Below are 25,353 nucleotides of genomic sequence, written 5' to 3'. Positions count from 1 at the left end.
GATAATCGCCGGCCGTCTGGTGCTTTTTCGCGCAACATCGATGAAAACGGTCGAACTTGCACGATTCTTCCCTTTGATGACAGGTTTTATTCTTAAAAATGCGTTTTGTTTCGCATTATTTCGAATCAGCTTTCGAAAGGGAAAGCAAGTTTATAGCGTTTTGCTAACTCTGTATCAAATTAGTTTAAATTGACGAAGATATGTGATTATTTGTCGGAATTTGATGCTTGCGACGGATGCGCGTTCGCGCTTGTCTCGAACATGGGCGGCGGCGGCAGCCGGCGCCTGGGCCGCCATGGCGGCATGGGCATCATGGTAGTGTTAATACTAGGATAACTACTGTGGTTGTACTAGGTTCAGCGCCTGTGCATAATTCCCACATGCCGCAGCGGCCGGCACGGGCAAGCCAGTCTTGATCCCGCGCCGGCACAAGACGGACCGTCCATCAGCCGAGCGCATCCATGGCCCAAACCCTTTACGACAAACTCTGGGACGCCCACATCGTCCATCAGGAATCAGACGGCACCTGTCTGCTCTATATCGACCGCCATCTGGTGCATGAAGTCACCAGCCCGCAGGCGTTCGAAGGCCTGGCCATCGCCGGGCGCAAGCCCTGGCGCACCGGCGCCAATCTGGCTGTCGCCGATCACAACGTGCCCACGCTGAACCGCGCCCAGGGCATCGACGATCCGGTTTCCAAGCTGCAGGTGGACACGCTGGACGCCAACTGCGACAAGTACGGCATCACCGAATTCCGCATGAATGACCTGCGCCAGGGCATCGTGCACGTGATCGGACCGGAGCAGGGCGCCACGCTGCCCGGCATGACCGTGGTCTGCGGCGACTCGCACACCAGCACGCACGGCGCGCTGGGCGCGCTGGCTTTCGGCATCGGCACGTCCGAGGTCGAGCACGTGCTGGCGACGCAGACGCTGCTCATGAAGAAAGCCAAGAGCATGCTGATCAAGGTCGAGGGCGAGTTGCCCTTCGGCTGTACGGCCAAGGACGTGGTGCTGCACATCATCGGCATCATCGGCACGGCCGGCGGCACCGGCCATGCCATCGAATTCGCCGGCAGCGCCATCCGCGCGCTGTCCGTGGAAGGCCGCATGACCGTCTGCAACATGGCCATCGAGGCCGGCGCCCGGTCGGGGCTGGTGGCGGTGGACGACAAGACCGTCGAATACTTCCGCGGCCGTCCTTTCGCGCCCAATGGCGTGCTGTGGGACCAGGCCGTCAAGTATTGGCGCACCCTGCACACCGACGAGGGCGCGAAGTTCGACACCGTGGTCGAGGTCGACGCGCGCGACATCAAGCCGCAGGTCACCTGGGGCACCTCGCCCGAGATGGTGCTGCCGGTGGATTCCCGCGTGCCGGATCCCGACCGCGAAAAGGACGACGTGCGCCGCAGCGGCATGGAGCGCGCGCTGGAATACATGGGCCTGAAGCCCAACACCCCGCTGACCGATATCCGCGTGGACCGCGTGTTCATCGGTTCCTGCACCAACTCCCGCATCGAGGACCTGCGCGCCGCCGCGGCGGTCGCGCGCGGCAAGCGCGTGGCGTCGAATGTGCGCCAGGCCATGGTGGTGCCGGGTTCCGGCCTGGTCAAGCAGCAGGCCGAGCGCGAAGGGCTGGACAAGATCTTCATCGAGGCCGGCTTCGAATGGCGCGAGCCCGGCTGTTCGATGTGCCTGGCCATGAACGCCGACCGGCTGGAGCCGGGCGAGCGCTGCGCCTCCACGTCCAACCGCAACTTCGAAGGCCGCCAGGGCCAGGGCGGCCGCACGCACCTGGTCAGCCCGGCCATGGCCGCCGCCGCCGCCGTGGCCGGCCACTTCGTCGACGTCCGCTCGTTCCGCTGAGCGCCCCGCACCGAGATCCGACATCATGCAAGCATTCACCACACACGAAGGCCTGGTGGCTCCGCTCGACCGCGAAAACGTCGACACGGACCTCATCATCCCCAAGCAGTTCCTCAAGTCCATCAAGCGCACGGGCTTCGGCCCCAACCTGTTCGACGAACTGCGCTACCTGGACCACGGCGAGCCGGGCATGGACAACAGCAAGCGTCCGCTGAATCCGGACTTCGTGCTGAATCAGCCGCGTTACCAGGGCGCGTCCGTGCTGCTGGCGCGCAAGAACTTCGGCTGCGGCTCGAGCCGCGAGCACGCGCCCTGGGCGCTGACGCAGTTCGGTTTCCGCGCCATCATCGCGCCGTCCTACGCCGATATCTTCTTCAACAACAGCTTCAAGAACGGCCTGCTGCCCATCGTGCTGTCCGAGCTGGAAGTCGCGCGCCTGTTCGACGAAGTGAAGGCCTTCCCGGGCTATAAGCTCAACATCGACCTGGACCGCCAGGTGGTGGTGGCGGCCGACGGCCGCGCCATGAAGTTCGACATCGAGCCGTTCCGCAAGTACTGCCTGCTCAACGGCTTCGACGACATCGGCCTGACCCTGCGCCACGCCCACAAGATCCGCGCTTTCGAGGCCGAGCGCCTGGCGCGCCATCCCTGGCTCGAAAGCCGTCCGATCGCCTGAATCTCCATACCGACCACTGGATCCCTAAGCACATGACCCACAACATCGCAGTCTTGCCGGGCGACGGCATCGGCCCCGAAATCGTCGAGCAGGCCGTCCGCGTGCTCAAGGCGCTGGACGTGCCTTTCGACATCAAGCAGGCCCCGGTCGGCGGCGCCGCCTTCGACGCGTTCGAGCACCCGCTGCCGCCCGCCACGCTCAAGCTGGCCAAGGAATCGCACGCCGTGCTGTTCGGCGCCGTGGGCGACTGGAAGTACGACAGCCTGCCGCGCGAATTCCGTCCCGAGCAGGCCATCCTGGGCCTGCGCAAGGCGCTGGGCCTGTTCGCCAACCTGCGTCCCGCCATCCTGTACCCGGAACTGGCCAGCGCCTCGTCGCTCAAGCCCGAGATCGTGTCCGGCCTGGACATCCTCATCATCCGCGAGCTGACCGGCGACATCTATTTCGGCACGCCGCGCGGCGAGCGCGCCTCGCCTGACGGCGCTTTCGCCGGCGAGCGCGAGGGCTTCGACACCATGCGCTACGCCGAATCCGAAGTGCGCCGCATCGCGCGCATCGGCTTCGAATCCGCCCGCAAGCGCGGCAAGAAGCTGTGCAGCGTGGACAAGGCCAACGTGCTGGAGACCTCGCAGTTCTGGCGCGACCTGGTGATCGAGGTGGCGCGCGAGTATCCGGACGTGGAGCTGTCGCACATGTACGTGGACAACGCCGCCATGCAGCTGGTGCGCAACCCGCGTCAGTTCGACGTCATCGTCACCGGCAACCTGTTCGGCGACATCCTGTCGGATGAGGCCGCCATGCTGACGGGCTCCATCGGCATGCTGCCCTCGGCCTCGCTGAACGCGGGCGGGCAGGGCCTGTACGAACCCAGCCACGGTTCCGCGCCGGACATCGCCGGCCAGGGCATCGCCAATCCGCTGGCGACCATCCTGTCGGCCGCCATGATGCTGCGCTATTCGCTGAACCTGGCGCCGCAGGCCGACCGCATCGAGGCCGCCGTGCGCCGCGTGCTGGCCGACGGCTTGCGCACCGCCGACATCTACGAGCCCGGCACCACCAAGGTCGGCACCGCGGGCATGGGCGACGCCGTGCTCAAGGCGCTGGCCTGATGCGCGCGCATGCCGCGCCTTCCCGGCGCGGCATGCCGTGCTTGCAGGGGCCGTGGGATGCCTGTCCCCGCCGCCGCCTGGCGGCGCCGGTTCGCGGCAAATCTTGCGGCCCCGTTTTCCGCCCCACCCGATGAAAACGCGCCGCAGGCGCCGGCGCGCATGCCGGCCGCGTGGCGCGCCGGCCACTATTCAAGCTGCGCCGCAACATATCCCCGTGCATTCTGATAAATTGTCAGGAGTTGCACGCCTTTTTCCCTCCCCGGACTAGTCTCCACCTTTATAGAGCGATTGAAATGAAGCAAGCAGTAGGCCTTGTCGGCTGGCGCGGTATGGTCGGCTCGGTGCTCATGCAGCGCATGCGCGACGAGAACGACTTCGCACTGATCGAACCGGTGTTTTTCTCCACCAGCAACGCTGGCGGCGCCGCGCCCACCTGGGCCGATGGCGCGGGCCCGCTGCAGAACGCCTACGACATCGACGCTCTCAAAAAACTGCCCATCATCATTACCGCGCAGGGTGGCGACTACACCTCCGAGATCTACCCGAAGCTGCGCGGCGCGGGCTGGAACGGCATCTGGATCGACGCCGCCAGCACCCTGCGCATGGCCGACGACGCCATCATCGTGCTGGACCCGGTCAACCGCCCGGTCATCGACGCGGCGCTCAAGCGCGGCGTGCGCAACTTCATCGGCGGCAACTGCACGGTCAGCTGCATGCTGATGGGCCTGGCCGGCCTGTTCAACAACGACCTGGTCGAGTGGATGACCACCATGACCTACCAGGCGGCCTCGGGCGGTGGCGCGCAGCACATGCGCGAACTGCTGACCCAGTTCGGCGAGATCAACCAGGCGGTCAAGCCGCTGCTGGACGATCCCGCGTCCGCCATCCTGGAAATCGACCGCGGCGTGCTGGCCAAGCAGCAGGATCCGGCGCTGCCCCACGAGCACTTCGGCGTGCCGCTGGGCGGCAACCTGATTCCCTGGATCGACAAGGATCTGGGCAATGGCATGTCCAAGGAAGAGTGGAAGGGCGAGGTCGAGACCAACAAGATCCTGGGCCGCGGCGCCGCCTTCGGCACGCCCGCCACCCCGATCGACGGCCTGTGCGTGCGTATCGGCGCCATGCGCTGCCACAGCCAGGCGCTGACCATCAAGCTCAAGCGCGACCTGCCGATCGACGAGATCGAATCGCTGATCGCCCAGGGCACGCAGTGGGCCAAGGTCGTTCCCAACACCAAGGAAGACACCGTCCGAGCGCTGACCCCGGTGGCCGTGACCGGCACGCTGGACATCCCGGTGGGCCGCCTGCGCAAGCTGTCGATGGGCCCGCAGTACCTGGGCGCCTTCACCGTGGGCGACCAGCTGCTGTGGGGCGCCGCCGAGCCGCTGCGCCGCATGCTGCGCATCGCGCTGGCCGAAGCCTGATCCCGGTTCGCGCGCCGCGCGCAGGCGCGGCGCAGGGTCGGCCGCCAGGCCGCGACACAAGGGCACCTGCGGGTGCCCTTGTCGCATGCGCGCCGCGCGCGGCGCGACAAAGCCCTGCCGGGCCAGCGCCGCCGCGCCTTTCAGGTTTGTGAAACGCGCGGCATCCATTACACTTTTCCGATGTATTGAGGCCGGTTCTCACTGCTGTGCCGGGAACGGGCGCATGTCCGCCATTCGATCGCAAGTACGGAATTCCAAGCTTATGACCCAGCGTTCGCGCCAAGTGATGCAAGCCCGCCGTCTCAAAGCCCTGCAGTGGGCGGTAGCGCTGGCCCTGGGCACGAGCGTCTGCGGGTCTGCGTATGCCATGCGCGTGGGTCATTCGCGCGTGGTTTCGGTGCCGGGCGCGCCGTTGCAGGCCGTGGTCGGGCTGCAGGAACTGACACCCGACGAGATCGCATCGCTGCGCGTCTCGGTGGCCGACGAGGCCGCCTGGCAGCGCGCCGGCCTGAAGCCGCCGGTGCCCCTGGCCGACCTGGTGGTGGGCGTCGAGAACGGCATGGACGCCACGCGCAAGAACCTGCGGGTCCGCTCGAGTCAGGCGCCGGCCAGCGGCGCTGTCGATCTGTTGCTGGACATCAGTTCCAGCGCCGGCCAGCGCCAGGTCCAGGTCAGCATCCTGGTGCCGCTGCGCGGCGCGGGCGCCGACGCCACGCCGGCCTCGGTGGGCGGCAAGGCGCGCGCGGGCGCCAGCGCCGGCGGCGCCACGCTCAATGTCAAGCCAGGCGACACGCTCTACGCCATCGCGCAGCGCAACGCGGTGCCGGGCGCTTCCATCTACCAGATGCTGGTGGCCCTGTGGCGCGCCAATCCTCAGGCCTTCATACAGAGCAACATGAATCTGCTCAAGGCCGGGCAGAAACTCTCCATTCCCGACGCTGATGCCGTGCGCGCGATCGATCCGGCCGAGGCGCGCCGGATCTTCAACGAGCATGCCGAAGCCTTCGCCAAATACCGCTCGCGCCTGGGCGCGGCGGCGGGCGCCAATCCCACCGTGGTCAAGGGGCAGAGCGCCGCGTCCGGCACTGTCAGTCGTTCCGGCGATACAGGCGCCGCTTCCGCCGCGTCCGCCCAGGACCGCCTGCGCCTGTCCAACGGACAGGACGGTGGCCAGGCGCAAGCCGACGCCCAGGGCGATGCCAAGGCGTCCGCCGGACACGCGATGGCCGATGCGCAGGCGCGGGTGACTACGTTGCAGGGCAACGTGGACGCGTTGAACAAGGCGGTGGGAGAGCAGGGCGCGGCAGGACAGGCCGGTGCGACGGGCGCTGGCGGCGTAGCGGGATCGGCGGGTGCTGCCGGCGCTGCGGGTGCTGCGGGCTCGACGGGGGCCGCTGGGGCGGCTGGATCTGGCGGTGCGGCAGGCGCGGCCGGTACCGCGGGATCCGCCGCCGCGGCGGGTGGTGCTGGCGCCGCCGGATCGACTGGCGCGACCGGCGCGCCAGGCGCTGCCGGATCGACCGGAGCAACGGGCGCCGCCGGGTCGGCAGGAACGACGGGCGCGGCAGGCGCCGCGGGTTCGAGTTCTGCTGCGGGAGCGGCGGGCGTCGCGGGTGCTGCGGCTTCCGTCGGCGCCGCTTCGGGTGCGGCCCAGGCCGCCGCTTCCGGCGCTTCGGCACCAGAAGGCAAGAGCGCTGCGGACCAGAAGCCGTCCGATCTGCTGGCCGGCGCGCCGTCCTGGCTGACCGACAATCTGCTGGTGATCGTCACCGCCGTGCTGGCGCTGCTCGTCTTCATCATCGCCTGGGCGCTGCGCCGCGCCGGCGCGCGCCGTGGCGATGACGACGAGGAAACCTACGCTTACGCCGAGCCGGCGCTGGACACGGCCGCGCTGAACCGCAAGCTCGAGACCATCAGCCTCGACCTGGACGAGCCGCCTTCGGATGAACCGCGCCGCCCTGGCGCTCCCAAGGCCTGATCGATGTCCAGAGTCGCATTGGGGCTGGCCTACGACGGCTCGGCCTGGCAAGGTTGGCAGACGCAGCCGCACGGCCAGACCGTGCAGGACACGCTGGAGGCCGCGCTGGCCAGCTTCTGCGGCGTGCCGGGCACGGTGCCCACCATCTGCGCGGGTCGCACCGACACCGGCGTGCACGGCGCCATGCAGGTCGTGCACCTGGACACGGCGCTGGACCGGCGCATGGAGTCCTGGGTGCGCGGCGTGAACGCCTTCCTGCCGCCGTCGATCTCCGTGCAATGGGCCAGGCAGGTTCCGGACGATTTCCACGCCCGTTTCTCGGCTCGTTCGCGCACCTACGTCTATCTGCTGTGGCGCGGCCGCGTGCGTCCCGCATTGTGGGCCGGGCGCGCTGGCTGGTGCTTCCAGCCGCTGGACGTGGCCGCCATGCGCGCGGCGGCCGGCGCCCTGCTGGGCGAGCACGATTTCTCCAGCTTCCGCTCGTCGCAGTGCCAGGCCAAGCATCCGGTGCGCCACCTGCATCGCCTGGACATCGAGGAACGCGGCCCGTTTCTTGTTTTTACGCTTCGGGCCAACGCTTTCCTGCATCATATGGTGCGCAACATCATGGGCGCGCTGCTGCAGGTCGGGCAGGGCAGGGAACAGGCGGAATGGATGGCGCAGCTGCTGTCCTGGCGCGACCGCAAGCGCGGCGCGCCGACCTTCGCGCCTGACGGCCTGTACCTGTCGGCCATCGAGTACCCCGAGGCCTTCGGCCTGGACGAGCTCGACGGCGGCGCGCTGCTGTTGTCGCCCTTCACGCAAACCTGGGGCTAGCGGCCGGCTGCGGCCTGCCGTTCCCTTTCGCTCGAGAGGTTCCTGCCATGCGCCGCCGCGCCTTCCTCAAGCAAACCGCCCTGGGCGCCACGGCCGGCGCTGCCGCCCTGGCCTTGCCGGCGCATGCGCAGGAAGCGCCCGTGGTGACATGGCGGCTGGCATCCAGCTTTCCCAACGAATCCCCCACGCTGTACGCCGGCGCGGAGGACGTGGCGCGCTATGTCAGCGAGGTCACCGATGGCCGTTTCAGCATCGTGATCGCCGCCGGCGAGGATGCCGTGCCAACCGGGCAGGTGCTGCAGGCCGTCAGGGACGGCGTGGTCGAATGCGGCCACACGGCCTCGACCCGCTATTTCGATATCGACCCGGCGCTCAGCTTCGACGCCGGCGTGCCGTTCGGCCTGAACACGCGCCAGATGCACGCCTGGATGACGCAGGGCGAGGGCCTGGCGCTCACGCGCGTGCTGTTTGGCAAGCACAACATCCTGAACTTTCCCTGCGGCTACACCGGCGCGCAGATGGGCGGCTGGTTTCGCGGCGAGATCAAGACCGTCGATGATCTGCGCGGCCTGAAGATCAAGGCCAACGGCTTCGCCCGCCAGGTGCTCGCGCGCATGGGCGCGGCGCCCGTGGATATGCCGGTGGCCGACACCTACGCCGCGCTGGAACAGGGCGAGGTCGACGCGGTGGCCTGGATCGGTCCCTATGACGACGAGAGCCTGTCGCTCTACAAGGTCGCGCGCAACTACTACTTTCCTGGCTGGTGGTCGGGCACGTGGCAACTGTCGCTGTACGTGAACCAGGCCGCGCACGACGCCTTGCCCAAGTCCTACCAGACCGCGCTGGCGCTGGCCTGCCGCATGGCCAGCGCCAACATGATCGCCAAGTACGACGCCGGCAATCCCGATGCGCTGCGCCGCCTGGTGGCCAAGGGCGCGCAGCTGAAGGCGTTTCCCCGGCCCGTGCTGCAGGCCTGCCGCGAGGCGTCGCAGAAGGTGTTCCAGGAGCTGGGCGCCAAGGACCCGATGTTCAAGAAGCTCTACGACAGCATGACGGCGTTCAGGGACAAGGAGATTCCCTGGTTCCGCGTCGCCGAGGGCGGGTTCGACGGCCTGATGGCCGCGCCGGCCCAGTCGGAAGCCTGAGCGTTTCCGTCCTGCCTGCGGCTCCGGCGATATACTGTTTGCCGATATGCTCCTTGCGCAAGGCGTTCGCATTGCCCGTATGCGGATGCCTTTGCTGCTGCGGTGTGTTCCGCCCCGACGGCGCACGCGAACCTGGGGCCTGTAGTTTTTTCGCCGCGCCTTGCGCGGCGCATGCCTGGAACTCCATGCGTACACGCATCAAGATTTGCGGCCTGACCCGCGAACAGGACATCGACGCCGCCGTCTCGGCGGGCGTGGATGCCATCGGCTTTGTCTTCTATCCCAAGAGCAAACGCTGCCTGACGCCAGCGCGCGCGGCCCAGCTGCGCCGCCGCGTGCCCGCCTTCGTCGACGTGGTGGCGCTGTTCGTCAATCCCGCCGATGACGAGGTGCGCGCCGTGTTGGATCAGGTCGGCCCCGAGCTGCTGCAGTTCCACGGCGACGAAACGCCGCAGCAATGCGCGCACCACGGCCAGCGCTTCCTGCGCGCGTTCCGCGTCGGCGCGCCCGGGCTGGATACGGCCGCCGGACTGGCCGCGCAATGCCGCGCCTACGGCGAAGCCGCGGGCTGGCTGTTCGACAGCTACAGCACCGGCTATGGCGGCAGCGGCCTGGCCTTCGATCACGCGTTGCTAGACGAAGTGCGCGCCGATCCCTTGTCGCGCCCGCTCATCCTGTCCGGCGGCCTGAAGCCGGAAAACGTGGGCCAGGCGGTGCGCTTGCTGCGGCCGTGGGGCGTTGATGTGAGTAGCGGCGTCGAGGTCGAGCAAGGAATAAAAAGTTCTGATAGAATCTCTGTCTTCGTTGCAGCGACGCAAGAAGCTGATGCGAATTGAAGAGAGTGAATTAAATGCAGGCCAGCGCGGCTGCGAAGTTCGGAAGCTTGAGTCCTGGATTCAAGGCTTTTAGAGCGAAGCAAATAAAGCCGCGCGGCGCAATGAAACAAGCAAAAAATCTGAAAAGACGATTTGCATGCTTCAAAAAAGCACTATATAATTCTTCTTCTTTGCAGGCGGTTAGCTCAGCTGGTTAGAGCGCCACGTTGACATCGTGGAGGTCGTTGGTTCGATTCCAATACCGCCTACCAAATTCCTGCAAAGTGCTGTGAAGCACGGCAAAGAAAAAGCCGCCAAGTCCATGACTCGGCGGTTTTTTTGTTTTTGCTGCCGGGGTTTGCGGGGAAGCGCAAGACAGATGACGTTCGGGCACATGTGGCGCGCAAGGCAAATATAACCGGAGCGCGCCGATACAAGCCAAGGCCAATACGGCCGGTAACCGGTGCTAGAGCCTTGTTTCAAGGAACGGCAATACACTTCGCCCACCTTGAACTCTGCGTGTATGACATGAAAATTCTCTGTGGCCTGATCGTGATGGCTTCGTTGCTTGCGGGCTGTGCCGTGTACACCCCCGATGGCGCGGTGATCGTTGACCCGCATCGCGGCGGCGGCGGCGGTGGCGGCGGGTTCTGTCCGCCGGGGCAGGCAAAGAAGGGAAATTGTTGAGTGGGAACGGCGGATCGCCGTTGAAAAGGGCGCTCCAGGCACGGGGCGCCCTTTTCCTTTGCGTGGGTCCGGCCAGGTTTGGGCAGTCTTGAAGCCGGGGCAGCCGAAATCGGCATTGCCTTCTGTTTCGTGCGGGCGCGGGACCATCGCGTCAGGCTGGAACCAACATGACGACGGGCGTCACCCACCGGCTGTTCTCAATTGCAGAGGGAGTGGCGCCATGGTTGACAAGGTCTATGAGCAGCCTGGTATCAACCGTATTCCGCCCCGCGAACGGGAGGACGGAAATGGCAAGCCATCGCCTTCAACCACGCTTTCGGTCACGCCGCTTGACGATCCAAAACCTGTCGTAGTCCCGCGCTTCAAGCCCAAGCCTGATGTCGGGGCGTTCAAGCCATCGCCGGCGCCCGCGCCGATCAATTTGGCGACCAGGCAGGCGGCGGAGTCGATCGCCAAACCAACGCCAAAAACGGCGCTGAAACCGGCGCTCAAGCCGGAGTTCAAACCGGCGTCCAAACCGACGGCAAAACCAAAGGCCAAGCCGGAGATCCTCAACGCTGCGCTCGCCAATCAAACCGGCAAACGCGATTTTGCCGATGGCGAGAGTCTGCCAAGATTGGCTGTGCAACAGGCCATCTTTCGTTTCGCGCTGGAGCAGAGCAAGCGCATTGATGACACGGATGACTATATGAGGATGAGCGAGGCCCTGGGGCTTGTGAGCAAAGCCACGCGGAAAATCGTTCATCCGTTCGTCGAACTCCACCATGCGATCGACAACGATGATTTGTCGCGCTTGATTCGTTTGCAGAAGAAGGGCTTTATCCAGTACTCAGGATCGACGGTCCTGCGGGCAGATGTGACCTTGCCGGCGGCCGGCCTGAGAAAGCTGCCCGATTGGGTCAGGCATATCGATCTGGCGCATGCGTCTTATCGTCCCACCGCGCAGAATCAACAATCGCGCTATTTCTGGGAGATGCTTTCCGACCTCAAGAAGAGATCGGTTTCCCTGGACACGCTGGTATTGCCGCACTGCGTAGCCTACCTTGACGCGGCACAGGAGTTCCTGGATCGGGGGCTTCGATTCGAGCAGGCCGAAGGTCAGGGGTTCGAGACGCTGAGGAAGCTGGTGGTGCCCGGCGAGCGCGTCCCCGGCGGCTTGCCAAGTTCGCTGCTGAGATGCTGCCCCGCGCTGGACACGCTGGTCATCGAGCATTTTGACGACGACAGCGACCTGACTGCCGTTGGGGCGCTGCGCAACCTCAAGAGACTGGAACTGAAGTTCAGGGGCAGCTATGCGGCGCCCATCGATCTGCTCATGGGGAAGCTGGGCGTCATGACTGGCGTCGAGGAATTCGATGGCGGCACCATCGACCGTGCGTACCTGCTTCCCTCGTTGGAACGGCATTTTCCCCGGCTCCGGTCTTTTACTTGCGGGGAGGGTTTCATGGCCCCGCAGACGGTTCCCGACGGCATGCGTCTTGATAACAACAAGCACTTGTCGGCGGTGACATGGCTCGACGCGGAGGTTCCCAAGGCGACGCTCGACATGCTTGATACGCTGCCCAGGCTTGACACTTTGCGAGCGCCGAATTTTCCAATTCTTCCTCCTCAGGTCGGCCAGATGCAGCAATGGGCGGATCATCAGATCTTTGGCAAGATCAAGGCGCTGGAACTCGCCTGGTCCAGGATGAACGACGCGACGGTGGCGGTATTGCGAGCGCAGCTGCCGGAATGCGAGTTCGTGGGTCTGCCTGGCGATCTGTCGAGATATGCGCAGCCATTGCGTGCAAATACTGCCCCCTGATGCGTCCAGTGTGACGCAGCGGCAGGATGCGCCCGCGCCCAATGGACGGAACGCCCGCGATCGCGGGCGTCACTAAGCTCCTGACCGATCATCGGTCTGGAGGTTGCAAGATGTCCATCGTGCAGAACTATCGCAATGCCAAGCTGCTGCTGAACGCGGCGCGCAAATCGCGGGCGCCGCTGGGCAAGCTCGGCAACGCCAACATCGCCGCGGCGGGCCAAGGCGATAGAACGCCGCCGCGTGCGCCGTCACGTTTGCGCGAGCGCTGCAGCGTGGCGATCCGTTCGCTGTCTTTCGCTCTCAAGGCCGTGGTTGTCCCGCAGCCGCGGCTGTTCACTGTGGTCAACAACGTTGCTTACGGTTATCCGCTGGAGGAAGATCCGCTCGGCCTGGTCATGAAAGCGCGGTGGAACGACCGGATCGCCGAGTTGTATAGCGCCCTGACGGAACAGCAGACGGCCGATCATCCCTTGGACCTCGCGCCGACGCCGCGCCAGCGTCTGGCGCTTGAGCGCTTGCAGGCGCTGGCGGATACATGGACTGGGCAGGGGCGGTCGCTGCTGGCGCTGCGTCCCGCGACGCTCGATCATCTGGCCCGGCTGCGCCCCGATGATCGGTTGGATATGGAGACCACCATCAATGCGCTGGACTTCGCCGACGAGATGTCGCCCGAGCTGAGGGCGGTGGCGCTACCGTTCGTCCGGGCGCCGGCGCTCAATACCGGGCAGCAAGTGTCCCTGTCCGTCGCGGCCATGGATGCATAGAACAGGCTCCCTGGCATGGCGCCGCCGGCTATCTTGATTCGGCCCTCGTTCGCGTGCCGCTTAGCTTCGCGTAAGGTTTCGCTGCTACCGTGATTCCAGCGCCGTTGTCTCGCGTGAGACGGCGTCCATTGTCATCACCCGTTTGCAAGAGTGTTGCAATGCCGAGCCGTATTGTCGAACGCAACCACCACGGGAGATGCGCCATGATCGATGGACTCTGGCTGCTTCAATGGAGCATAGAAGGCACGGAACGCAGTGGCGTCATCGTGGTGAACGAGGGCCGGGCGTTGGGCGGCAACGCCGGCTTCATCTGCACGGGCATGCTGAGCGCGACCGGCGAGAATGTCATCGGCCAGCTGCACATCCGACAGGTCAACCAGGCGCTGCCGCCGATCCTGCCCGGGCTGACCGATTACCGGCTGAGGATCGTCGGCATGCTGCACGGCGACCGCATCGACATCGCGGGCGACATTCCGGATCGTCCGGAATTGACCGTGCGGATCCGCGCGACCCGGCATGCCGTGTAGCGACGGGCCGAGTCGATATCGGTCACTTGCATTCCATCGAATAGCCGCAACGCAGCTGGTCCGGAATATTCCTGCCTTCGGCGCCGTCGATCAGGCCGGCGGGCACGTCCCAGGTGGTGAGTTCGCTGGGCGGGCCGTTGCCTTGGGCGCGGGCATGGATCCACAGCTTGTCGCCGTTCCATGAGAAAGCCATGGCGCTGACGGCATGGCTGTCGGACACGCGCAGGTTGAGCGCGATCTGTCCGCTTTTCATGTCGATTACCGTCACCGCCGATTCGCCGCCGCTGATCGCCAGCAGGCGGCCGTGCGCGCTGCGCGCCACGCTGGACGTGTAGTTCGCGGCGGGCGTGGCCAGATCGAAGCGGGGCAGGCCGCTGGCCGGATCGATGATGCGGAATATCTGGGCGCCTTCGGCATCGGTCGCGGGCGCCAGCGCCCAGCCGCCGGCATGGCTGCCGAAGAAGAGCTTGCCGGTCGAGGTCTTGATGCTGCGGCTGACGCGGGCCGTGTCCGGGTCGATGCCGTAGCCGTCGCGATCGGCGGCCCAGAACAGGCCATCGCCGAAATGGATGGCCGGGCTGTGGATCCAGGGCAGGGCGTGTTCCACCGCATCGCTGGCGGCGCTGCGCGGCTTCGCGTCCCAGGTGTGCTGGCTCCAGGGGCCTTGCGGCGTCAGCGTGTATAGCTGGTCATCCAGGCGCAGGGCGACGCCGCCGCCGGCGCGTATGGTCCAGTTGCTGACGCGCCAGGTTTGCATGCCGGGGGCGGGCGCGTAGGCTACCGGCTTGCCGCCAGGCCGCCAGGCCTGCAGGCGGGGCGCGCCGTGCTCGTCCGTGGACAGGCTCCAGACCTGACCGTCCGGAGCGATTTTCAGGCCGCGCGCGCCGTTCAATCCGCTGACGGCCTGCCGCTGTACGCCATCGCCTTGCGTCACATAGCGATGCGTCGCGGCGCCGGAGGCCAGCAGGCTGCCGTCAGGCAGGGCGAGCAGACGCCAGTCGGCGTTGTCGTAGCGGCGCAGCTCGGCCTCGTCGGCGGGCAGGGCGATGCCGGGCAGGCTGGTCGGCGTCAAGGCGGAAGCCTGGAGGGTCGACGAGGCCGGCAGGGGCCTGCCGTGCGCGTAGGCGTCGAAATAGGCCTGCATGATGTGGCCGGCGCTGGCCGGAGGCAGGGCCTGCATGCGCGAGGCCAGTGCGTCCAGATAGCGCTCCAGCGCCGGGTCCAGGTGTTCGGCGGCGTGGGTGTCGCGCTCGATGTGCGGATCCGGGAAGCAGGTCACGCCGACCATGCAGCTCATCAGCTTGAACTGCCGCGTGACGGTGGCGGCGGTGCCGCCGTACCAGACCAGGGTCAGCGGCGGCGTGTCCACCAGCGACGAGAGGTCCATGACCGTGCCGTAGTCGATCTGCTGCGCGCGCGATTTACCCTGCGTGCGCTGGAACGACCAGCGCGCGATGGGTTGTGCCACGAACGGGACGGACTTGAGCGTGTCGTCGGCGTAGTCCTGTTGCGATGCAATCGCGTCGCGGAAGGCGGTGTTCTCCTCGCGCGTGATCGCGCCGGTCTTGAGCGCCTGGTCCAGCACGGACGCCGCCTGCGCGCCGGCCTGGGCGGCCAGGGCCTGGCGCAGCGCCGGGAGATGGCGGGCGCCGACCTGCACCCAGTAGAACTCCATGCCCGACAGGGGCGCGGTGTCGTCGCGCGGCTGGAATCCGCGCAGCGCGGCCGTGGCGGCGAAGCCCTGTTCGATATCGCGCTTGACCGTGGCGTAGGGTTGCGGGATCAGGTAGTAGCGGCCGTGGACGTAGGCGGCGCCGGGTTCGGGCTGCATCAATATCCGGGCATCGTTGGCGTCAGCGGCGGCTGCCGCTGACGCTGCCGCCAGCATCAACGCCACGCCGGCCGCGCGGGCGGCCCAGGCGCTGGAGGCGCGGACCTTTGGGCCGCGCGGGCGCATCCATGAGGACTGCACTGTGGAGCTCCGAAGAAGAAGGGGGCCGACAGGGGAAAGCGTCTTGCGGCGCGATCCGGACGGCGCGCGCATTGTCGCATGTCGGTCTTAGTCGAACGCCGCCGCTCTTGCTTCGTCGGCCCGGAACGCGAATGCCGCCTGGATATCGCTTTCCACCACCCGGCCCCGCGACAGCGGCGGCAGCCGATCGGGCGCGAAGAAGTCGGCATCCATCGTTTCCAGGCCCGGCGTCGGCGTGCGCTCATCGCCGTCGCGCGCGCACAGGAAGAACAGCTTGTAGAAATCCCGCACGTCGGGCTCGTATTCGCGCTTGGCCTTGTGGCGCACGCTGTACAGGCGCGTGGCGGACACGGCGATGCCCGCTTCTTCGCGGATTTCCTTGATCACGTTCTCGGCTGGCGACAGGCCGACGTCGGCATAGCCGCCCGGCAGCGTCCAGCAGCCGTCGCTTTTCTCGCGCACCAGCAGGATCCGGTCATGCTCGATGAGCGCGCCGCGTACATCCACCTTCGGCGTGGCGTAGCCCTGGGCGAAATCGGAGACCAGTTCCAGGATGCGGGCCGGCGGCACGCCGCCCAGCTCGGCGAGCATGCGATGGGCGATGTCGGCGATCTCCTGGTAGCGTTCACGGTCGTATTCGTCGCGGCAGAAGTGCAGGCCCGTGGAGGCGATTGCCTGCAAGCGCTTGGCCTGGGTCAGCCATGTGTTGTCCATTTGCGGAACTCCTGGAATCGGATCGGGACAGGATTCAGTTATAGCGCGTCACCGGAAGGCTTTGATTGTGGAGGGCGAGGAGGCGCATTTTCCGGAAAACAGGAAAACCCCGTTTCAAAATCACGGCCTTGACGATTCTTGGCATTATCGGCCCCGCATTGCTCCTATACTGGCGCAGCTTCAGGCCGCCATTCCGGTGTTATTCGAATCGCGCGGCCGCACGACAGGCCTTGCGGTTCCGCTGATGGCCTTACCCCTTATCCCCGGTTTGACTTCGAGACCATGCGCCCCCCTTCCTTGAATGAAGGCGTTAATCCCTTGGCGCCGCCTGCCGACGCCGCCGGTATATTGCTTGCGGTAAACCGATTATTGGCCGACGCCCCCGAGCAGGGCTTCTTCCATTATCTGGTCGATCAGGCCCGCGCCGCGCTTGGGGCGGATATCGCGTGGGTGCTGCTGACGCGCGATGGCGAGTCCGAGCTGATCGTCGCGGAGCGCTCCGACGCGCCCTTGCGCCAGGCTGCCCAGGCGATGCACGTGGCCTTGGCGGCGGGCGGGGATGCCTTCCGGGTAGATGAAGGCGGTGGCACGCTGCCGGACGCGCCCTGGTTCGTCCGCGAAGGCGCGCGGGCCTGCACAGCCAGGGCCTTGCGCGATCCGGACGGCGCGTTGCGCGGGCATGTGGCATTGGTTTTCCGGCGGGCGGTGCCCGCTGCCGCCGCGTATGGCGATGCCCTGGGCATCCTGGCGTCCTATGCGCGGCGCAGCGTGCTCGGCTATCGCGAACTGCGCCGTCGCGCCGACGATTGGCGCGGGCTGGTGACGCAGTATGAGGCGCTGTTCCACAGCGCGCCGGTGCTGATCAACGCCTTCGACTCGGACGGCCGCTGCACCTTGTGGAACGAGGAGTGCGAACGCCGCTTCGGCTGGTCGATCGCCGAGATCAACCGCCAGGACGATCCGCTGGCGCTGTTCTATCCCGATCCCTCGGACCGGGCGCGGGTGCGCGAAAGCGTGGACAGCGCGCCGTGCCGGACGTTCCGCGAGTGGCACCCGCTGACGCGCGCGGGCGAGCGGCTGACCGTGATGTGGTCGAACGTCAGCCTGCCCGACGGCCGCATCATCAACATCGGGCTGGATGCCACCGAAAGCCGGCGGGCGCAGGCCGCGATCGCCAGGATGGCGACGGTGGACAGCCTGACCAGCTGCTGGAACCGGGCCGAGATCCTGCGGCGCATGAGCCTGAAGCTGAACGCCGCGCGCCTGGATCCGGGCGCGGCCTTCACCGCGCTGATGCTGGACCTGGACTTCTTCAAGCAGGTCAACGATCGCTACGGGCACCTGGCCGGCGACGCCGCGCTGCGGCACTTCTGCGACCAGCTGCGCGCCTGCGTGCGCGGCGGCGACGCCATCGGACGCCTGGGCGGCGAGGAGTTCCTGGTGCTGCTGGACGGCGATGATCCCGGCACGGCGCTGGCGGTCTGCGACCGGCTGCGCGAGGCCCTGCGCAACCATGCGCTGGAATTCGGCGACGATCCCCTGATACTGTCGGCCAGCGGCGGCATCGCGCGCTTCGTGCCGGGCGACACGGGCACCTCGGACGTGATCCGGCGCGCCGACCTGGCGCTGTACCGGGCCAAGCGCGAGGGCCGTGATCGCGCGGTGGTGTACGACGGCTGAACGCGGCGCTCCGGGCCGGCCGGGCGGCGCCATCGGCCGCATCGCTTTTGCGATATCCTGCTGTCCATCATGATGAGAGCGATCTGGCTGGTTCTGGGCTGCGTGATGGTGGCGCTGGGCGTCATCGGCGCATTCCTGCCGGTGATGCCGACCACGATTTTCCTGATCCTGGCGGTGGGCTGCTTTTCCCGCTCTTCTCCCAGGCTGGAAAAATGGCTGCTGGACAGCCCCACCTATGGTCCTTCGCTGCGCGCCTGGCGCGAGCAGGGCGCGGTGTCGCGCAAGGGCAAGACCTACGCCACGCTGGGCATGGCGGTCGGCTACGCGCTGTTCTGGTGGGGGGCGCATCCGTCCTGGCCGCTGGCCCTGGGCGTGGGCCTGTTCTTCATCGCCAGCGCGGCCTACGTGCTGTCGCGCCCCAGTCCGCGCGCGCAGGCGCCGTCCGGCGGACCGGACGACGCCTGAACCCTCAATGCGAATGCCGGGGATCGCCGCGCGTTTCCACCACCTTCAGGTATAGCGTCGCCGGCTCCAGGCAGCCGCCGGTGGACAGCTGGCCGACCATCTTCCGATAGATCTCCTGCCATGGCGTCTGCGCGGTCGGCGGCTGCATGGCCGGCTCGGCGCGGCGCTTCTCCAGCTCGGCCTCGTCGACCAGGGCCGTGACCGAGCGCTGGTTCAGGTCGACGCGGATGCGGTCGCCGGTGCGCAGCAGCGCCAGCCCGCCGCCCACGGCCGCCTCGGGCGACATGTTCAGGATCGAGGGGCTGGCCGAGGTGCCGCTCTGGCGGCCGTCGCCCAGGCAGGGCAGCGAGTCGATGCCGCGCTTGATCAGGTGCGAGGGCGGGGCCATGTTGACCACCTCGGCGCTGCCGGGATAGCCGACGGTGCCGGCGCCCCGGATCACCAGGATGCAATGCTCGTCGATGTTCAGCGCCGGGTCCTCGATGCGCGCGTGATAGTCCTCGGGGCCGTCGAACACGATGGCGCGCGCCTCGAAGGCGTTCTCGTCGCCGGGCTCGGACAGGTAGGCGCGGCGGAAGGCCTCGCCCACCACCGACATCTTGATGACCGCGCTGTCGAAGAAATTGCCCGACAGCACGATGAAGCCGGCGCGGTGCTTGAGCGGCTGCGCGCAGCTGCGGATGACGTCGGGATCGCGGGTCTTGGCGGCGGCGGCGATCTCGCCGATGGTCTGGCCGGACACGGTCAGGCAGCCGTCGTGCAGCCGGCCGGCGGCCTGCAATTCATGCAGCACGGCGGGCACGCCGCCGGCGCGGTGAAAGCCCTCGCCCAGGTGCTCGCCGGCGGGCACGCAGTTGGCCAGCAGCGGCACGTCTTCGCCCAGCCGTTGCCAGTCGTCCAGGCTCAGGTCGATGCCGGCGTGGCGCGCCATGGCGATCAGGTGCGGCGGACAGTTGCTGGACGCGCCCAGCGCCGAGGCCACCACGATGGCGTTCTCGAAGGCTTCGCGGGTCAGGATGCGCGACGGCCGCATATCCTCGCGCACCATGTCGCAGATGCGTTTACCGGTGGCGTAGGCCATCTGGCCGCGCTCGCGGTAGGGCGCGGGGATGCTGGCGCAGGTCGGCAGCGACATGCCCAGCGCCTCGGCCAGCGAGTTCATCGACAGCGCCGTGCCCATGGTGTTGCAGTGGCCGACGGACGGCGAGGACGCGGTCGCCAGCGTCATGAAGCCTTCGTAGTCGAGCTTGCCCGCCGCCATCAGGTTGCGCGCGTGCCAGATCACCGTGCCCGAGCCCACGCGCTGGCCGTCGTGCCAGCCGTCCAGCATGGGTCCGCCGGACAGCACGATCGCGGGAATGTCCACGGTGGCCGCGGCCATCAGGCAGGCGGGGGTGGTCTTGTCGCAGCCGGTGGTCAACACCACGCCGTCCAGCGGATAGCCGTGCAGGATTTCCACCAGTCCCAGGTAGGCCAGGTTGCGGTCCAGCGCGGCGGTGGGGCGGCGGCCCTGTTCAGCCAGCGGATGGACCGGGAACTCCATCGGGATGCCGCCCGCGTCGCGGATGCCGGCCTTGACGCGCTCGGCCAGCGCCAGATGGTGGCGATTGCAGGGCGCGAGGTCGCTGCCGGTCTGGGCGATGCCGATGATGGGCCGGCCCGATTGCAGCTCCTCGCGCGTCAGGCCGTAGTTGAGGTAGCGCTCGACGTAGATCGCCGTCATGTCGGCGTGGGAGGGGTCGTCGAACCATTTCTGGCTGCGCAGTCTGCGGGGTGTCTGGGACATGGGAATCTCGCGTGCTTCGTTGCTTGCTTCGGGGGAGCCGCGCCCCGGGACGATGCCCCGGGGCGCAGGACTCAGTTGCGGGCCTTCTGTATTTCCTCGTTCAATTGCTTGATCAGTTCGGGGCCGAGTTCCTGCGTGTACTTGTCGACGACCGGCTGCACCTTCTGGCGCATGCGCGCCACTTCATCGGCCGACACGGTGTTGATCTTCATGCCGTGCTGCTCCAGCGTGCCCATGGCCTTGAGCGAGTCGGCGCGGCTGTCCTGGCGCTCGAAGTCGCGCGACGACGCGGCGGCCTGGCGGATCAGCTGCTGCTCGTCGGCCGACAGCTTGTCCCACCATTTCTTCGAGGCCAGCACCACCCAGGGCGTGTAGACGTGGCGCGTGATGGTCAGGTAGGGCTGCACTTCATAGAACTTGCTGCTCTGGATCGTGGTGATGGGGTTTTCCTGGCCGTCCACCGTGCGCGTTTCCAACGCCGTGAACAGTTCGGAGAAGGGCATGGGCACGGCGTTGGCGCCCAGCGTATTGAACACGCCCAGCGCGATCTGGTTCTGCATGACGCGCAGCTTGATGCCTTGCAGGTCCTCGGCGCGGGCGATGGGGCGCTTGGAGTTGGTCATGTTGCGAAAGCCGTTCTCCCAATAGACCAGGCCCACCAGCCCCTTGGCCTCCAGCTTCTTGAGCAGGTCCTGGCCCAGCGGGCCGTCCAGCACCGCGTCGGCTTCCTTCTCGCTGTTGAACAGGAACGGCAGGTCGAACACGCCGAATTCCTTGACCATGCCGGCCAGCGGCGCGGTCGAGCCCACCATCATTTCCTGGGCGCCGCCGGCCAGCGCGCCCTGCATCTGTTCGTCCGAGCCCAGGTTGGCCGAGCCGAAGGTCTTCATCTTCAGCTTGCCGCCGCTGATCTTCTCCAGTTCCTGCGCCAGGTGGCGCGCGGCGCGGCCCTGCACGCTTTCCTCGTTCAGGCCGTAGCCGAAGCGGATCAGGCGCGGCTTGACGTCGGCCGCCGAGGCGGCGCCCGCCACGGCGCAGGACAGGGCGGCGGCCAGGACCAGGATGCGGGTCTTGAGCGGGGTCTTGATCGGGGTATGGAACAGCTTGAACATGTCTTTCCTCCTTGGCTTTTCTCTTATGGGCGCCTTAGTGCATCCAGCGCGCGGGGACGGTGATCAGTTCGGGGAAGATCACCAGCAGGACCAGCAGCAGCGTGTAGGCGACCACGTAGCGCCACACGCCCCTGCAGATGGTTTCCATATTGATGCGGGCCACGCCGCAGACCACGTTCAGCACGGTGCCCACCGGCGGCGTGAGCAGGCCCACGCAGCCCACCATGACGAACATCACGCCGAAATAGACCGGGTCGATGCCGGCCTTGGTGATGACCGGCATCAGCACCGGCGCCAGGATCAGGATGGTGGGCGTCAGGTCCATCACCGTGCCGACCAGCGTCAGCAGCACCAGCAGCGCGAACATCAGCAGCCTGGGCTGGTCCAGCACCGGATCGAGCAGCGCGATCAGGTCCTGCGGCATGTCGGCCAGCGTGATCATGTAGGACGACACCATGGCCGCCGCCACCAGGAACATCACCACCGCGGTGGTGCGCGCGGCGTTGATGAACAGCGGCATCAGGTCGCGCGCCTTGATCTCGCGGTAGACGAACAGGCTGACCAGCAGCGCGTAGACCGCCGCCACCACGGCCGCCTCGGTCGGCGTGAAGATGCCGCCGCGCAGTCCGCCGATGATGATGACGGGCAGCATCAGCGCCCAGCCCGCCTCGCGCAGCGCCCGCAGCCGTGCGCCCCAGGGCTGGCGCGGCGAGGGCTTGATGGCGCCGTGCTTGCGCGCCACCCAGGTCCACACCGCCACCAGCGTCAGGCCCATCATCAGGCCCGGTGCGATGCCGGCGAAAAAGAGCTTGGTGATGGACACATTGGTGGCGACGCCGAAGATGATGAAGGAGATCGACGGCGGAATGATGGGCGCGATGATGCCGCCGGCGGCGATCAGGCCGGAAGCCTGGCCGGCGTCGTAGCCTTTTTCGCGCAGCATGGGGATCAGCAGCGAGCCGAGCGCGGCGGCGTCGGCCACCGCCGAGCCGGACAGCGCCGCCAGCAGCACGCTGGCGAAGATGGCCACATAGCCCAGGCCACCCTGGATGTGGCCGACGAACATGCTGGCCAGGTTGACGATGCGGCGCGAGATGCCGCCGGCATTCATCAGCTCGCCGGCCAGCATGAACAGCGGCACGGCCATCAGCGTGAAGCTGTTGGCGCCGGACAGCATGTTCTGCGACAGGATCTGGGTATCGAAGAAATCCAGCTGGAACATCATGGCGATCGCGCTGAGCAGCAGCGCGAAGGCGATGGGCATGCCCAGGGCGATCAGCCCCAGCAGCACGATCAGGAAGACGGTCAGGATCATCTTTCGGGTCCGGGCGGTGTGGGGAGGGGATCAGTCCAGCGGATTCTCGGCGCTGGATTCGGCCGGCAGGGGGCCGCCCGCCAGGACGCGGACCAGGTCCACCAGCGTCAGCAGGCCCATGGCCGCCGCCGCATACAGCGCCGCGGCGTTGAACACCGCCAGCGGCAGGCCGGTGACCGGCAGGCGCGTGTCCAGGCCGATCAGGGTCTGGGTCCAGCTGCCCTCGGCCATCAGCCACAGCACCCACAGCGTCAGCAGCTGGCACAGCACGTGCGTGACGCGCCGCGCGGCCGGGCCGAAACGCTCGACCAGCATGGTCACGCCGATGTGCTGGTGTTCGCGCAGCGCCAGCACCGAGCCCAGGAAGATCATCCAGACGAAGGCCAGCCGCGACAGTTCGTCGGACACGTTGATGCCGGAGTTGAACAGGTAGCGCAGCGCGACGTTGCCGAACAGCAGCAGCACCATGACCGCCAGGCAGGCGACCATGAGCAGTGTTTGCAGACGGGCACAGCAGTCGGCGGCGCGGGCTAGCGCCGACGCGCCGGGCCGCCCGGGCGGGGAAGCTCGCATGGGGGGGTGTCTCCTCGTTTTTTCCGTCCGGCATCGGGTTCCGGCGGGTATTTGTGTTTCGGATGTTAGTGCTAACATTTTCCGTTTGGCAAGCCCCGCGCTTTCGTTCAGACTACGCGCTTCCCTCCGCCTTCCCGGTATGTCCTGGCCCAGGCCCATGTCGATCCGCAAACCTCGAAGCACCCGCGCCGGCCGCGTCACCATGCAGGAAGTGGCGCGGCGCGCGGGCGTGAGCGCCATCACCGTGTCGCGCGCGCTGCGCACGCCGGACAAGGTGGCCGAGCCCGTGCGCCTGCGCATTGCGCAGGTCTGCCAGGAGCTGGGCTATGTGCCCAACCACGCGGCCAGCGCGCTGGCCTCGGCCCGCTCGCAGACGGTGGTGGTGCTGATCCCGTCGCTGAGCAATGTGGTGTTCGTGGACATCCTCAGCGGCATCAAGGAGGCGCTGGACGCCCAGGGCTATCTCATGCTGATCGGCGTCACCGGCTATTCGCCCGAGGCCGAGGAAAACCTGCTGCGCACCTATCTGCGGCACGCGCCCGACGGCCTGATCCTGACCGGCATCGACCACACGCCCGGCGTCTGGGACCTGTTGCGCGCCCGGCAGATTCCCACCGTCCACACCATCGAGACGCTGGACGACGGCGCGGACATGAGCGTGGGCTTCTCGCAACTCGAATCCGGCTACGCGGCCGGGCGGCATCTGCTGGATTGCGGCTACCGGCGCATCGCCATCGTGGGCGCGCAGCTCGATCCACGCTCGCTGCGCCGCTGCGAGGGTTGCCGCCAATCGCTGCGCGACGCCGGCGCCTACGATCCGGCGCTGGAGATCATGACGCCGGAGAAATCCTCGATCGGCCTGGGGGCGGCGCTGATGGACCGGGTGCATCGCGAGCATCCGGATTGCGACGCCGTGTTCTTCGTCAACGACGACCTGGCCCAGGGCGCGGTGTTCCAGTGCGCGCGGCTGGGGCTGGCCGTGCCGGGCCGGATCGGGCTGGTGGGTTTTCACGATCTGGCCGGTTCGGCCTGGACCACGCCGCCGTTGTCCACCATCGCCACGCCGCGCTACGAGATCGGGCTGGCCGCCGCCGGCCTGCTGATGCGCCACCTGGCCGGCGAGGCCATCGAGCGGCGTCACGTGGACCTGGGGTTCGAGCTGGTGCGCCGGCAGACGACCTGAACCGCCGGCGGCCAGGCGCTGAATGGCGCGTCGCCGTCAGCGCCGCAGCGCCAGGAACATGCCCGCCGCCATGATCAGCAGCATGCCGGCCATGGCCAGGCTGTCGGGCGGGCGTTGCAGCCAGAAGGTGCTGAAGATCACCGCCAGCAGCAGCTGGAAGTAGTTCAGCGGCGCCAGCGTGGCCGCCGGCACGCGCTGGAAGGCGGAGATCAGCAGGATCTGCGCCAGCCCGCTGCACAGGCCCAGGCCCACGATCAGCGCCAGGTCCGGCGCCGCCGGCCAGGGATCGGGCAGGAAGAACGGCGCGGGCAGCGCGGTCGCGATCAGGCAGATGAGGGCGGTGTAGGCATACTGCACCGGCCCCGGCACCGGGCCGGCGAGCTTGCGCGTCAGCACCTGGAACACCGCGTAGCTCACCGCCGACACCGCCATCAGCAGTGTGCCCAGCCAGGGCAGGTCGGCGCCGGGCCGCACGATCAGCAGCATGCCGGCGAAGCCGACGGCGACGGCGGCCCATTGCGCCGCGCGCACCCGCTCGCCCAGCAGCCAGGGCGACAGCGCCACCATGATCAGCGGCGACGTGAAATAGATGGCGGTGGCTTCGGACAGCGGCATCCAGATCAGCGCCGTCATGAAGCAGGTGCCGACGGTGGCCAGCATCAGGCCGCGCAGCACCAGCAGCCCCTTGTGTGGCGCGTCGCGCAGGCGCGGCCGTCCCGCGCGCCACAGCAGGAACAGCGCCAGTGTCGCCACGGCGACGTAGCGCACCACGTTCAGGAAGGGCGCAGGATAGTGTTCCAGCAGCCGCTTGGCGCCGGCGTCGAAGGTGGCGAAGGCGACAAGCGCGGCGAAGAACAGCAGCACGCCGGCGCGCCGCGAGGCGGCCGCGCCGGCGGCCGGCGAGGACAGGGCCTCGGAGCGGGCGGGAGGAGGCATCGCGGCG

General features: G+C 67.3%; 22 protein-coding genes and 1 tRNA gene. 16 read left to right on the top strand and 7 right to left on the bottom strand.

Annotation, left to right across the window (positions count from 1 at the left end; all coding sequences use genetic code 11):
• Nucleotides 1-461 precede the first annotated feature (461 nt).
• The 13 genes from leuC to C2U31_RS24930 all read left to right on the top strand — a co-directional run bounded on the left by leuC (nucleotide 462) and on the right by C2U31_RS24930 (nucleotide 13,610).
• Entirely contained in the window at nucleotides 462-1,865 is a 1,404-nt protein-coding gene (gene leuC / locus C2U31_RS24985) for a 3-isopropylmalate dehydratase large subunit (protein WP_103275265.1), read from the top strand.
• Nucleotides 1,866-1,890: 25 nt separating this feature from the next.
• Nucleotides 1,891-2,541, top strand: a complete 651-nt coding sequence (gene leuD / locus C2U31_RS24980; RefSeq protein WP_103275264.1) for a 3-isopropylmalate dehydratase small subunit — start codon at nucleotides 1,891-1,893, stop codon at nucleotides 2,539-2,541.
• A gap of 32 nt (nucleotides 2,542-2,573) precedes the next feature.
• Entirely contained in the window at nucleotides 2,574-3,650 is a 1,077-nt protein-coding gene (gene leuB, locus C2U31_RS24975; protein WP_103275263.1) for a 3-isopropylmalate dehydrogenase, read from the top strand.
• 293 nt (nucleotides 3,651-3,943) lie between these two features.
• Complete coding sequence (gene asd / locus C2U31_RS24970; RefSeq protein WP_103275262.1) at nucleotides 3,944-5,074, top strand: aspartate-semialdehyde dehydrogenase; 1,131 nt, start codon at nucleotides 3,944-3,946, stop codon at nucleotides 5,072-5,074.
• A 286-nt stretch (nucleotides 5,075-5,360) separates the two neighbouring features.
• Nucleotides 5,361-7,052, top strand: coding sequence for a FimV family protein (locus tag C2U31_RS24965; RefSeq protein WP_233772493.1), 1,692 nt, complete (start codon nucleotides 5,361-5,363; stop codon nucleotides 7,050-7,052).
• A 3-nt stretch (nucleotides 7,053-7,055) separates the two neighbouring features.
• Nucleotides 7,056-7,868, top strand: coding sequence for a tRNA pseudouridine(38-40) synthase TruA (gene truA / locus C2U31_RS24960; RefSeq protein WP_103275260.1), 813 nt, complete (start codon nucleotides 7,056-7,058; stop codon nucleotides 7,866-7,868).
• A 47-nt stretch (nucleotides 7,869-7,915) separates the two neighbouring features.
• Nucleotides 7,916-9,013, top strand: a complete 1,098-nt coding sequence (locus C2U31_RS24955; RefSeq protein WP_103275259.1) for a TRAP transporter substrate-binding protein — start codon at nucleotides 7,916-7,918, stop codon at nucleotides 9,011-9,013.
• A 185-nt stretch (nucleotides 9,014-9,198) separates the two neighbouring features.
• Nucleotides 9,199-9,849: a phosphoribosylanthranilate isomerase gene (locus C2U31_RS24950; RefSeq protein ID WP_103275258.1), complete on the top strand. Its 651-nt coding sequence runs from the start codon at nucleotides 9,199-9,201 to the stop codon at nucleotides 9,847-9,849.
• Nucleotides 9,850-10,023: 174 nt separating this feature from the next.
• A tRNA-Val gene (locus C2U31_RS24945) sits at nucleotides 10,024-10,100 on the top strand.
• A 247-nt stretch (nucleotides 10,101-10,347) separates the two neighbouring features.
• Nucleotides 10,348-10,515 (top strand): hypothetical protein, encoded by a 168-nt coding sequence (locus tag C2U31_RS30655; RefSeq protein WP_158658455.1) that lies wholly within the window; start codon nucleotides 10,348-10,350, stop codon nucleotides 10,513-10,515.
• A 220-nt stretch (nucleotides 10,516-10,735) separates the two neighbouring features.
• Nucleotides 10,736-12,319 carry a hypothetical protein gene (locus tag C2U31_RS24940; protein WP_158658454.1) on the top strand — a complete coding sequence of 528 codons (1,584 nt, stop codon included), beginning with the start codon at nucleotides 10,736-10,738 and terminating at the stop codon, nucleotides 12,317-12,319.
• 110 nt (nucleotides 12,320-12,429) lie between these two features.
• Entirely contained in the window at nucleotides 12,430-13,083 is a 654-nt protein-coding gene (locus C2U31_RS24935; protein ID WP_103275256.1) for a hypothetical protein, read from the top strand.
• A 203-nt stretch (nucleotides 13,084-13,286) separates the two neighbouring features.
• Complete coding sequence (locus tag C2U31_RS24930) at nucleotides 13,287-13,610, top strand: GrlR family regulatory protein (RefSeq protein WP_158658453.1); 324 nt, start codon at nucleotides 13,287-13,289, stop codon at nucleotides 13,608-13,610.
• Between the two features lie 22 nt (nucleotides 13,611-13,632).
• On the opposite strand, the gene C2U31_RS24925 is transcribed toward C2U31_RS24930, so the two are convergent.
• Complete coding sequence (locus C2U31_RS24925; protein ID WP_158658452.1) at nucleotides 13,633-15,441, bottom strand: hypothetical protein; 1,809 nt, start codon at nucleotides 15,439-15,441, stop codon at nucleotides 13,633-13,635.
• A gap of 228 nt (nucleotides 15,442-15,669) precedes the next feature.
• Nucleotides 15,670-16,296 (bottom strand): NUDIX hydrolase, encoded by a 627-nt coding sequence (locus C2U31_RS24920; RefSeq protein ID WP_103275253.1) that lies wholly within the window; start codon nucleotides 16,294-16,296, stop codon nucleotides 15,670-15,672.
• 369 nt (nucleotides 16,297-16,665) lie between these two features.
• Here C2U31_RS24920 and C2U31_RS24915 point away from each other — a divergent pair, with 369 nt between their 5' ends.
• Together C2U31_RS24915 and C2U31_RS24910 are read left to right on the top strand one after the other, a co-directional pair.
• The gene (locus C2U31_RS24915; protein WP_233772491.1) at nucleotides 16,666-17,976 is read left to right on the top strand and encodes a GGDEF domain-containing protein; all 1,311 of its coding nucleotides are present in this window, start codon (nucleotides 16,666-16,668) and stop codon (nucleotides 17,974-17,976) included.
• A 69-nt stretch (nucleotides 17,977-18,045) separates the two neighbouring features.
• On the top strand, nucleotides 18,046-18,441 hold the full coding sequence (locus tag C2U31_RS24910; RefSeq protein ID WP_199770886.1) for a YbaN family protein: 396 nt from the start codon (nucleotides 18,046-18,048) through the stop codon (nucleotides 18,439-18,441).
• Nucleotides 18,442-18,445: 4 nt separating this feature from the next.
• Here C2U31_RS24910 and C2U31_RS24905 read toward each other — a convergent pair whose 3' ends face one another.
• The 4 genes from C2U31_RS24905 to C2U31_RS24890 form a co-directional block, all read right to left on the bottom strand.
• Entirely contained in the window at nucleotides 18,446-20,227 is a 1,782-nt protein-coding gene (locus C2U31_RS24905; RefSeq protein WP_103275252.1) for an IlvD/Edd family dehydratase, read from the bottom strand.
• Nucleotides 20,228-20,298: 71 nt separating this feature from the next.
• The gene (locus tag C2U31_RS24900; RefSeq protein ID WP_103275251.1) at nucleotides 20,299-21,339 is read right to left on the bottom strand and encodes a TRAP transporter substrate-binding protein; all 1,041 of its coding nucleotides are present in this window, start codon (nucleotides 21,337-21,339) and stop codon (nucleotides 20,299-20,301) included.
• 34 nt (nucleotides 21,340-21,373) lie between these two features.
• Nucleotides 21,374-22,654, bottom strand: a complete 1,281-nt coding sequence (locus tag C2U31_RS24895) for a TRAP transporter large permease (protein WP_103275250.1) — start codon at nucleotides 22,652-22,654, stop codon at nucleotides 21,374-21,376.
• A gap of 30 nt (nucleotides 22,655-22,684) precedes the next feature.
• On the bottom strand, nucleotides 22,685-23,227 hold the full coding sequence (locus tag C2U31_RS24890) for a TRAP transporter small permease (protein ID WP_103275249.1): 543 nt from the start codon (nucleotides 23,225-23,227) through the stop codon (nucleotides 22,685-22,687).
• Between the two features lie 157 nt (nucleotides 23,228-23,384).
• Here C2U31_RS24890 and C2U31_RS24885 point away from each other — a divergent pair, with 157 nt between their 5' ends.
• On the top strand, nucleotides 23,385-24,410 hold the full coding sequence (locus C2U31_RS24885) for a LacI family DNA-binding transcriptional regulator (RefSeq protein ID WP_103276562.1): 1,026 nt from the start codon (nucleotides 23,385-23,387) through the stop codon (nucleotides 24,408-24,410).
• 36 nt (nucleotides 24,411-24,446) lie between these two features.
• Here the strand turns inward: C2U31_RS24885 and C2U31_RS24880 are convergent, their stop codons facing one another.
• Nucleotides 24,447-25,346 carry a DMT family transporter gene (locus tag C2U31_RS24880; protein ID WP_103275248.1) on the bottom strand — a complete coding sequence of 300 codons (900 nt, stop codon included), beginning with the start codon at nucleotides 25,344-25,346 and terminating at the stop codon, nucleotides 24,447-24,449.
• Nucleotides 25,347-25,353: the final 7 nt, after the last annotated feature.

Source organism: Achromobacter sp. AONIH1 (assembly GCF_002902905.1).
Lineage (GTDB): Bacteria > Pseudomonadota > Gammaproteobacteria > Burkholderiales > Burkholderiaceae_B > Achromobacter.
The sequence above is the reverse complement of the archived record's forward strand: the minus strand, read 5'-3'. Positions and strand labels throughout refer to the sequence as shown.

Bases quoted from the DNA above. Each gene is read 5' to 3' on its own strand.
- leuC (WP_103275265.1), top strand. From the start codon at position 462: ATGGCCCAAACCCTTTACGACAAACTCTGGGACGCCCACATCGTCCAT.
- leuD (WP_103275264.1), top strand. From the start codon at position 1,891: ATGCAAGCATTCACCACACACGAAGGCCTGGTGGCTCCGCTCGACCGC.
- leuB (WP_103275263.1), top strand. From the start codon at position 2,574: ATGACCCACAACATCGCAGTCTTGCCGGGCGACGGCATCGGCCCCGAA.
- asd (WP_103275262.1), top strand. From the start codon at position 3,944: ATGAAGCAAGCAGTAGGCCTTGTCGGCTGGCGCGGTATGGTCGGCTCG.
- C2U31_RS24965 (WP_233772493.1), top strand. From the start codon at position 5,361: ATGCAAGCCCGCCGTCTCAAAGCCCTGCAGTGGGCGGTAGCGCTGGCC.
- truA (WP_103275260.1), top strand. From the start codon at position 7,056: ATGTCCAGAGTCGCATTGGGGCTGGCCTACGACGGCTCGGCCTGGCAA.
- C2U31_RS24955 (WP_103275259.1), top strand. From the start codon at position 7,916: ATGCGCCGCCGCGCCTTCCTCAAGCAAACCGCCCTGGGCGCCACGGCC.
- C2U31_RS24950 (WP_103275258.1), top strand. From the start codon at position 9,199: ATGCGTACACGCATCAAGATTTGCGGCCTGACCCGCGAACAGGACATC.
- C2U31_RS24940 (WP_158658454.1), top strand. From the start codon at position 10,736: ATGGTTGACAAGGTCTATGAGCAGCCTGGTATCAACCGTATTCCGCCC.
- C2U31_RS24935 (WP_103275256.1), top strand. From the start codon at position 12,430: ATGTCCATCGTGCAGAACTATCGCAATGCCAAGCTGCTGCTGAACGCG.
- C2U31_RS24930 (WP_158658453.1), top strand. From the start codon at position 13,287: ATGATCGATGGACTCTGGCTGCTTCAATGGAGCATAGAAGGCACGGAA.
- C2U31_RS24925 (WP_158658452.1), bottom strand. From the start codon at position 15,441: ATGCAGCCCGAACCCGGCGCCGCCTACGTCCACGGCCGCTACTACCTG.
- C2U31_RS24920 (WP_103275253.1), bottom strand. From the start codon at position 16,296: ATGGACAACACATGGCTGACCCAGGCCAAGCGCTTGCAGGCAATCGCC.
- C2U31_RS24910 (WP_199770886.1), top strand. From the start codon at position 18,046: ATGATGAGAGCGATCTGGCTGGTTCTGGGCTGCGTGATGGTGGCGCTG.
- C2U31_RS24905 (WP_103275252.1), bottom strand. From the start codon at position 20,227: ATGTCCCAGACACCCCGCAGACTGCGCAGCCAGAAATGGTTCGACGAC.
- C2U31_RS24900 (WP_103275251.1), bottom strand. From the start codon at position 21,339: ATGTTCAAGCTGTTCCATACCCCGATCAAGACCCCGCTCAAGACCCGC.
- C2U31_RS24895 (WP_103275250.1), bottom strand. From the start codon at position 22,654: ATGATCCTGACCGTCTTCCTGATCGTGCTGCTGGGGCTGATCGCCCTG.
- C2U31_RS24890 (WP_103275249.1), bottom strand. From the start codon at position 23,227: ATGCGAGCTTCCCCGCCCGGGCGGCCCGGCGCGTCGGCGCTAGCCCGC.
- C2U31_RS24885 (WP_103276562.1), top strand. From the start codon at position 23,385: ATGTCGATCCGCAAACCTCGAAGCACCCGCGCCGGCCGCGTCACCATG.
- C2U31_RS24880 (WP_103275248.1), bottom strand. From the start codon at position 25,346: ATGCCTCCTCCCGCCCGCTCCGAGGCCCTGTCCTCGCCGGCCGCCGGC.